Source organism: Candidatus Hydrogenedentota bacterium, assembly GCA_018005585.1.
Taxonomy (GTDB): Bacteria; Hydrogenedentota; Hydrogenedentia; order Hydrogenedentales; family JAGMZX01; genus JAGMZX01.
Map to the genome: position 1 here is coordinate 29,769 of JAGMZX010000046.1, position 9,036 is coordinate 38,804.

The following is a 9,036-nucleotide window of genomic DNA, read 5'->3' on the forward strand; positions in this document are numbered from 1 at the left end:
ACATCCGAACCGTTTTCATAATGCGCCTTGCCCCTTCAACCAGCGGAGTCCCGTAATGCGAACCATCTGCCCTTGCCTCGCGATGCTGCTTGTCCCGGCTTCCGCGTCGTTGGCGCAACTGCCCGGCATGGTGGACGTGCCGGCAGGCGCCTTCACGATGGGTAACGACGCGTCCCCGCTCTGGGACCAGCGTCCCGCCCGCCACGTTGTCCTGTCGCAACCGTTCCGCATCTCGACAACCGAAGTGACGCTGGAACAATACCGCCGGTTCCGCCCGGAATGGACACTGGCGAGCCCGGACGGCTTCGTGCGGGGCGTGAGCTGGCATGACGCCACGTCGTATTGCGGCTGGCTCACAAAGACCGAGGGCCGTTCCTTCCGCCTGCCCACGGAGGCGGAATGGGAATACGTGCGCCGTTCCGCGGAAGCGTGGGGCGTTCAGAACATGGCCAACGAGGTCCGTGAATGGTGCGCGGACTGGTACGGGGACTATCCCCCGGGCGAAGCCGTGGACCCCGTTGGCCCCGATTGCGGTCTTGCCCGGGTCGTGCGCGGCGGCGTGCTCGACCAGCTTGACGGCCGGTTCGAATGCCTGGCCCGCAGCGAATATGAACAGCCCGCTTGCCGCGCCGGCATGCCGCCCGGCTTCGGTTTGCTTCCATGCGCGGACCAGGCGCAATTCCCCGACGGCATGGGCGTGCCCGGCGCGCACCAGATCGGCTTCCGCGTTGTGGAGGCGGCGCCGCCCGCGACCGCTCCAACGGCATGCACGCCCCCGTTCGTGTGCCTGGGCATCAAGGCGGTTTCCTCTTCGGCACAAACCGGGCCCGACAGCGCAAGGCCCTATTTCCGAAAGCGACGCCTGTTGCCGAGTCCGCCCGAAACAGAAACGGACCGGGATTTGATGGCGGAGCATCAGCGGCGGATAGACGCCGCGGGCCTCGACCCCTCCTTTCGCGGGCATAACCACTCTCCCGCCCTGGAAGTCTGCGACAACGGCGACCTGCTCCTCGTCATCTTTACATCCTATACCGAGTATGAACCCGAGATGTCGCTGATAGCCGCGCGATTGCGTTTTGGCGCGGACGCGTGGGACATGCCGTCGCGTCTCATCGATTGCCCCGGCGCGTGCGACAACACCCCCCTGCTCTGGAACGATGCGGGGCGGCTGCACTTGTTCTGGGCGTGGAGCCGGGCGCAAGGCGCCTTTCCATTCCAGTGGATTACGTCTGAGGATAACGGCGCAAGCTGGAGCGAGACCCGGTTCCCCGCGTTCACCGGGGTAATTGGGCCGCATGACCGCCAACCGATCAACCGGGCCTTCCGCACGGCGGACGGGACGGTCTGCCTGCCCAGCGACGGTGTTGGAGGCACGTCGGTGCTCTGGACCAGCCGGAACAACATGCACACGTGGCAAGACAACGGCGGACGCAGCGCGGGCCGTCACACCGTCTATTGCGAGTTGTCGGATGGGCGGCTGCTCGCTCTCGGCGGAAAGAATACGGACATAGCGGGTTACATGCCGAAGGCGATCTCCAGCGACGGCGGCGCGAACTGGCAGGTGACCGCCTCGCCGTTCCCCGCGCTTGCGGCAAACCAGCGCCCAAGCCTGCTGCGGCTACGGAGCGGACGCCTGTTCTTTGCTTCCGACTTTCAGAAACGGGAAGGCGCACAACCTGCGGGCTTCAGCAAGACAGGCAGCTTTGTCGCGTTATCGGATGACGAGGGCGAGACGTGGCGTCTCAGGAAGTTGCCGGGCGCGCAGGAACACGAAAACGGCCCGGGGTTCTTCAACAACCTGCCAGGCGCAACGACCCTTGGTTACTCCGTCGCGCGGCAGGCCCAGAACGGCGTCATCCATCTAATCACCACCATGAATGTTCCATGCCCCCATTTTGAGATGAACGAGGCCTGGATTCTCGCGGATGAACCGGACGAAGTCCCTGAAGACCGCTTGCTTGAAAACACGGCTCATGCCGTACACGACGTGCGTACACACTTGGAGCGGTACCCAGACGGCACACCCAGGCTTGTCTGGAACGCAGGTGTCGGAGACGACGGGCGCTGCCTCCTCCACGGCGTCGAGACGTGGTTCTATCCCGGCGGCTCGAAGCAGTACGAGACTTCTTATGCACTCGGCCGCAAGACGGGCGCCGAGACGCTGTGGCGGCGCGACGGGTCCAAAGCCTGGGAATGGCTGCATGAACCGAATGGCGTTTCCCACTGGACGCAGTGGTGGGAAAAGGGCGTCAAGAAAGCGGAGTCCACTTGGCGGGATGAGCGCGCAACCGGTATCGCGCGCGCCTGGGATTGCGCCGGTTCGCTCGTCGCCGAGTTCGACTTCACCCCGCCTGAATGACGCGAAAACAGACGCAACACAGCGGCCGATTTCAAGGATGCCGTCAGGCCCGCACCCGAGCGCGCGCAAATCCGGCCGGCGCCGCGACGATACGCGGGCTTTTCGCTAGAGCCACTGCCTGCCCCGGATGAATACCGCTTGAAGCCTCGGGCGCACCCGTCCGCCCGCCCGCGTCAGGTCGAACGCGATCACGTGCGCGCGCCCCCCCTTCTTCAATGCACCCAGCCGGTAACGCAGACCCAGCAAACGCGCGGGGATGGACGTCGCGCACCGCAGCGCACCGCCCAATGACAGGTCCGTTGCGGCCGCCGCATGAACGACGCCCTCCAGCAGCGGCGTCGCGCTGCCCGCCAGCAGTTCCGTGCCGGCCAGGCAGACCTTGCCATCCGTGCGGAGTTCCACTTCCGACCCGAAAGAAACGTACTTTCCCGCTCTCAGCCCCGTAAGGTAGACGCAATCAGAGATGAGCACGATGTTGTCCCCACCCTTCGCGCGCACGAACGTTTTCAACACCTCGTCAGGCAGGTGATGTCCGTCCGCAATCAAGGACGCGGCCAGCCGGTCGTCCGCCAATTGCGGCCAGAGCGGGTTCACATGCCGCGGCATGTGCGGCGCACTCCCGTTGCCCAAGTGCGTACACATGGTGGCCCCGGCTGCGACCGCCGCGTCGATCTGCTCCCGCGAAGCATGATGATGCCCCAGCGAGACCACGACGCCCCGCCGCACCAGCGCCCGGATAAACGGAACCGCGCCCGGCAGTTCCGGCGCGAGGGTTGCGTAAACGACTTTTGAGTCCGCCGCACGGTACAGCCGGTCGAATTCCTTCACGTCCGGAATTCTTACGTGCGCACGCGGATGCGCTCCGCGGGGGCCATCGACGGGTGAAATGAATGGGCCTTCGAGGTGAATGCCCGGCATGGCCCGCGCCACCTCGGGCTCGCGCATCGCCGCGACTATCGCCCGGCAGCAGTGTTCCATCACGTCGAGGTCCCCCGTCACCAGCGTCGGGACCCAGTGCGCCACGCCGTGGTTCGCCAGGAGCCGTGTCATCGCGGCGACATGTTCCGGCTGCAGGCCGGGCGACTGCAAATCGAGGCCGCCCAGGCCGTTCACCTGAATGTCGAACAGCGGCGGCGCGAGAATCGCATCCTCATGCCCGATGTCCGCGTGGCCGCGTCCCGCTCGCCGCACGGCGGCGATGCAGCCGTCACGCAACCTGCAATCGAGCACGGGCCCTTCGCCAAGGTAACGGCCTCGCAGCACTAACGTTTCCTTCTTCAACGATCCCTCCCATCTTGATTTGGCGGGGAACGCCCCGCCTTCAGAAAAGGTCTCCACGGTTCCTGCGCGCCAGAATCTTCCGCACACGCGCGTCCGGGTCAAACCGGAGCAAGCGACGCGCGTTCCACCGCGTAACCACCCACGCCAGCGTCGACAACGCCGCGCCTGCCGCCGGATGCACCAGACCCAGCATTGCCAACGGCGTCATCGCCCCATGGTACGCCGTCAGCCACGCGGCATTCTCCACCGTCCGCAAGAGAGACTCCCGCGCGAGCACGACCGCACGCACCACGGCAATGAGTTGTTCGTGCGATATCGCGGCCGAGACTTCGGGAGGGGCGGCCTCCGGACAGGCACACAACGCGATTCCCGCGTCCGCGTATCGCCAAACCGTTGCGTCCTCCTCGGACGCGCTGACGAGCACCATTTTACCGATGGTCTCGCTCCGCAGCTGGGCAAGCGCATGAGACCGGTCAGCGGGCAACACATCCGCTACGACGTCATCCACGCCCGCCTGTTCCGCGGTGACGCTCGCCCACAGCTTGTCCTCCCCTGCAAGAAGCGCAGTTCGTATGCCCAGGGCGCGCAGCATCTTCGTGACCCGAACGGAATCGCGGCGCAACGGGTCGTGCAGGGCGATAACGCCCAGGCACCGGCCGTCTACGGCCACCAGACGTACCAGCAGGCCTGCCGTCTGAAATCGGGCCACGGTATCCTCGAACGCCCCAAAATCCACCTCCTGCTCCCGCAGCAGGCGCGGCCGGCCCGCAAGCACCGTCCTTTCCCCCACCTGCGCCTGAACGCCGAGACCTGGAAGGATGCTGACCTTCACCGTTCCCGTGACGTCTATGTTCTCCCGCCGGCACGCCGCCCGGACCGCGTCCGCGAACATATCGCCGCCGCCCGAAGTTGCGGCGCCGGCATACGCCAGCACGTCCCGGACCGGCGAAACACCCATCGTCTCGACCGCGCGTACGCGGGCACATCCTTCGGTCAGGGCGCCCGGCGCCGCGAAAACAACCATCGTCGCTTCGCCGAGACTGCGTACCGCCTCGCCGTCACGGTAACGCACGCGCCGCGCGGCGCCGGCCTCCAGCGCTGCCTCCGTCACCAGAGGCGAGGCCGTCCGCAGCGCGAAGGGGCTCATCACGGCCAGCACCGCAAACGCCGAGAGGAGTCCCTGGTACAGCACGGGGCTCATGTCCGCGGGAGCCAGGCGTCCCAGCCTGCGTGCCCACTCCCCGCAAAACACACGATAAGAGGGAAGGGCAAGCCATAGCGCAAGCGTCAGTGCCACCAGGATGAGTCCGGTCCAGCCGAGCGCGCGCACCGCCTTCTCCACCGGGCTCAAGGCGGACTTCTTCCTGTCCGCCGTCTCTTCAGCCGCATCTGTCTCCGGGGGAGCCTCAGGCTCGTTCTCGGGCACGCCTTCGTAGGCCGGACGTTCCGGCACAACCAGCCGTTCGAAAGGCTGATACATCCGTTGTTGCGTCAGGTGTATTGCCGCGGTAATGACCACGGCAATCATCAGCGAAGCCCCCGACATTCCAAGTCCCCCAACCAAGGCCCCAACAAGAATAAGCAAAACGGGACCGGCCACCAGTGTGGTTTCCGTAAACCGTCTCCGGCGCAAATCCGCCAGCGCGGGGCCGCCCAGCGCAATCCCCAATCCGAGAAGCATCAGCAACTGCGCCGTTGCCCAGACACCGGTCCTGACCACGGGTGGCATCTGCGCCGTCCACAATGGCATCATCACGAAAAACGCCGCCATGCCCCAGGCAAAGCCAAGCGACCGCGCCAGCCGAATCGCCCCCCGGCACCCTGACCGCTGCCTAGTCCCCATAGACAGCCCTTATCGCGGCCTGGATGCTCGCCGGTGTGCTGATGAGAACCCGCACGGGACACCGGGCAGTCGCTTCCAGCTCATTCAGGAGGTCCAAGTCCAACGGATTCGCCATGACGGCCACAAGTCCGGCGCTGGAGCGCCGCAACGGCAAACACTGGCGCGCTTCCGCTGCGCCTTTAGATAAAAGTTTAGCCGTTTCCATCTCTATTTGTTCTTTTTCGGCGTCCACCAGCTCCAGGCGCAGTTGTGTGCTCAAGGCTGCGGCAATGTCCCGTTCAGCGACATATCCCAGCCGGACCAGCGCTTCTCCCAGCCGTTCCTGCGTTGTCACTTGCCGTTGCAGGGCCTCGTCCAGCTGCACACGGTCTATCAGCCCGCGTTCCAGAAGCAAGATGCCCAAGCGTTCCTGTTGCAGAGCCGTGTCGCGTTTGGGCAGCGCCACCGTGTCGATTTCCATCCGGCGCACAGAATCGGGCAGCCTCTGCCAAGGCCGTTTCGGCACGGGCGCCCCGGCTTCTCCCCCGTCCTGTTCCGCAGCGTGCATGAGAGCGCGGAAGAATGCGCCACAGGATGGATAGCGCGCTGCGGGGTGTTTCGCCAACGCCCGGATGAGCACGTCATTGACCCTCTCGCCACAGTGAGCGATACGTTCCGGAGCCTGCATCTGGATTTGGGTAACGATGGAAGCGGAATGGAACGGCGGCACCCCGGCCAGCAGTTCGTACAAGGAGGCGCCGAGACTGTACAGGTCGCTGCGTGCGTCCAACTGGTCTCCGCGTAGCTGCTCGGGACTCATGAACAGGAGCGTGCCGCACGTGATCTCGCTGGCGGCCCGCGCGGTCATTTCCTGCACGGTCCGGGCAATGCCAAAATCCGCCAGGCGGACAAGACCGGTGTCATCCAACAGGAAATTCGCGGGTTTGATATCGCGGTGCAGGATGCCCTGATCATGGGCGTAATCAAGCGCCTCGATGAGCGGCCCCAGCATTGTCAGCGCTTCCGCCACGGAGAACGGCGTTTCCCGGGCATAGAGCGCATCCGCCAGATTGTCTCCGGCTACAAACTCCATGACGATAAACCGGTGCGCCGCCGTCTCGCAGAAGGTATGCACGGCGACGATATTCGGATGCCGCAGCCGTCGCGCCAGCAAGACCTCCCGTTTCAGGTCGGAAATGGCGCGCCGGTCAAAAAACAGGTCTTCCCGGAGGACCTTGCAGGCTACAGGCTCCCCATCAAGCAGTAAATCCTTGGCAAGCCACACGTTACCGAGTCCGCCGCGACCCAGGCAGCGCACCATGCGGAAGCGGCCGGCAAGCAGGCAGTCTGGCGTCAATTCTACCGGCGCCCCTGTGTTCAGGCGCCGACCGCAAACCGCGCACCAGGCGGCGTCTGACGGCGCCTCACTCTCGCAATACGGACATCTCAACGATGTACCTCCCCAGCCCGCCCGGCAAGTTGTTTTCCCTAGTCTAACAAGCGCCTGGAAAGCGGCGCAAAGGCCACGGACGGTGGAATGAGTCCTGGATAAACGACGCCGCAGTCCGGCCGAGCGCAATTGAATGGGTATGCGCCCAATTCGTCTGGTACGATGAAGCGCACAAAAGCGCAGAATGGAGGATGATTCCATGAAGAGCAATCGCAGGTTCTCGGGCTTGGCGCTCGTTGCCGCCGTCGGCCTGACTACGGCGCTCGCGGCCTATGGGCAGGACGTATTGCATGCGCGGGTCAGTTTCGACGCCGGCAGCACGCTGGTGATGGGCGGCGACGCGGCGGAGTGGGCCAACGCCACGATCAACACGCTGGTCTTCAGCGGCGACACCCTCTGGGTAGACCGCCAGGGAACCGCTGAAATCGAATTTTCCGGCGGTTCTTACCTGCGCATGGCGGATGGAAGCAAGGCGGAGGTTACCTCCTTGCCGCCCAGCGCCGCAGTGCGAGTCTGGACCGGTTCGGTCTACGTGCACCGCATGAACCGCAGTTCCGGCGATTTCGTCGTCACGACGCCCGCGTGCACGGTACAGGTGGACAAGAACACGAACGCCCGCGTGGATGTTTCCGCAGACGGGGCGACGGTTGTTTCGGTGCGCTGGGGCCGCGCCCACGTGCGCGCCGGCAGCGAGCCGCCCGTGATTCCCGTGGAATCGCAGCGCGTGTATGTGGACCCCGGCATGCTCCCCTCCGAACCCGTACCGTTTGACCGGTCCCTCGAAGACGCCTTTGATACGTGGAACCGCGAACGGAGCGAACTGCTCGTCAACGGCTGGAACCGGGTCCCGTCCGGCGTCACTGTCGAGCCGGCCACGCTGGGCGTGTCGGAACTCGCCTCGTCCGGCGAATGGGTCTACGTGGAAGACCGGCCCTATTGGCGGCCGACGGTTGTCGTCGACTACGTGCCTTACCGCTATGGTTGCTGGAGCTATGTGCCCGCGTACGGCCATGTCTGGGTCGGTCACTATGACTTCTCCTATATCACGTCGCACTACGGTCGCTGGTCGTATTTCCCCACCTACGGCTGGTGCTGGGGCTACGACCCCATCTGGAGCCCCGCGTGGGTCGCCACGGTTCGTTATGGGCCCTACTTCGTCTGGTCGCCCATTGACTTCTACAACAGGCCCGTCTTCTGGGGCAGCGCGAACTACTTCAACTGCGGCGGCTTGAATTGGAACTTCTACGCGTGCAGCTTCGCGCCGTGGGACCAGATTTACTGGGGTCCCGGCCACATCATGCCGCTATTCGGCAGCAACATCACCACCATATATGCTGACGACGTGCACATCTGGAACATCTACACTGGAAACTACCCGCATCGCGACCGCTATCGCATCCCGTACAGCGATTCACGGCTCACGGTGCGCGACTACAACCCGTCACGCAGCATCCGCGGGCCTCAGGTCTATGGACCGTCCGGGCGCAGTGCATCCGACCGCGTCCGCACGCTGGAAGCCGGCGTCGGCCGTGACCGCTTCAACACGGGCGAAGCGCCCGGTGTGCGCACAGTCCGCACGGCGTCGACAAGCGGCGGCCGCAGCGCAAACGTCCGCACCATTACCCAGATCGAGCGTCCCAGCCGCGATGCGCTCCTGCGGACCGAAACCGGCCGTGCGGGCACGCCGGGCACCGTTGCGCGCACGGATGTAGACACCGACCCCGGCCGGGCGCGAGTGCGCACCGAACGCCCCGACGCCACCCCTGCGTCGCCGCGTACCCCTGACGAACGCACCGCTCCCTCGATCCGCACCGAGTCGCCCGATGCGCCCTCCGGACGCACCGCGCCCCCGGTGTCCCGGCCCGACACAGGCGCGTCGCCGCGTACCCCCGGCGAACGCACCGCTCCGTCGATCCGCACCGAGTCGCCCGATGCGCCCTCCGGACGCACCGCGCCCCCGGTGTCCCGGCCCGACACAGGCGTGTCGCCGCGCACACCCGGCGAGCGCACCGCGCCGACTATCCGGACACAGCCGCCTTCGGCGCCGTCTGTGGGGCGCACAGCGCCGTCAGGACCCTCGCGGCCCAGCGCGCCGACCATACGTACGGTTCCGTCGTCTTCAGG

The 9,036-nt window shown here is 65.5% G+C and carries 5 protein-coding genes; 2 read left to right on the forward strand and 3 right to left on the reverse strand.

Annotated features, from left to right (window positions below; genetic code table 11):
* The first annotated feature begins 55 nt into the window (after positions 1–55).
* A complete protein-coding gene (locus tag KA184_09990; protein ID MBP8129894.1) occupies positions 56–2,359 on the forward strand; it encodes an SUMF1/EgtB/PvdO family nonheme iron enzyme in 2,304 nt (767 codons plus the stop codon).
* A 105-nt stretch (positions 2,360–2,464) separates the two neighbouring features.
* On the opposite strand, the gene KA184_09995 is transcribed toward KA184_09990, so the two are convergent.
* Genes KA184_09995 through KA184_10005 form a run of 3 tightly spaced genes read right to left on the reverse strand, consistent with a single transcriptional unit; the run spans position 2,465 to position 6,819 of the window.
* Positions 2,465–3,640, reverse strand: coding sequence for an amidohydrolase family protein (locus KA184_09995; GenBank protein ID MBP8129895.1), 1,176 nt, complete (start codon positions 3,638–3,640; stop codon positions 2,465–2,467).
* Between the two features lie 40 nt (positions 3,641–3,680).
* On the reverse strand, positions 3,681–5,483 hold the full coding sequence (locus KA184_10000) for a cation-translocating P-type ATPase (GenBank protein MBP8129896.1): 1,803 nt from the start codon (positions 5,481–5,483) through the stop codon (positions 3,681–3,683).
* Positions 5,473–6,819, reverse strand: coding sequence for a protein kinase (locus KA184_10005; protein ID MBP8129897.1), 1,347 nt, complete (start codon positions 6,817–6,819; stop codon positions 5,473–5,475). Before KA184_10005 ends, KA184_10000 begins: the two co-directional genes overlap by 11 nt.
* 292 nt (positions 6,820–7,111) lie before the next feature.
* On the opposite strand from KA184_10005, the gene KA184_10010 reads away from it, so the two are divergent.
* Positions 7,112–9,036, forward strand: a 1,925-nt coding sequence (locus KA184_10010; protein MBP8129898.1) for a FecR domain-containing protein, incomplete at its 3' end; no start/stop codon positions are given.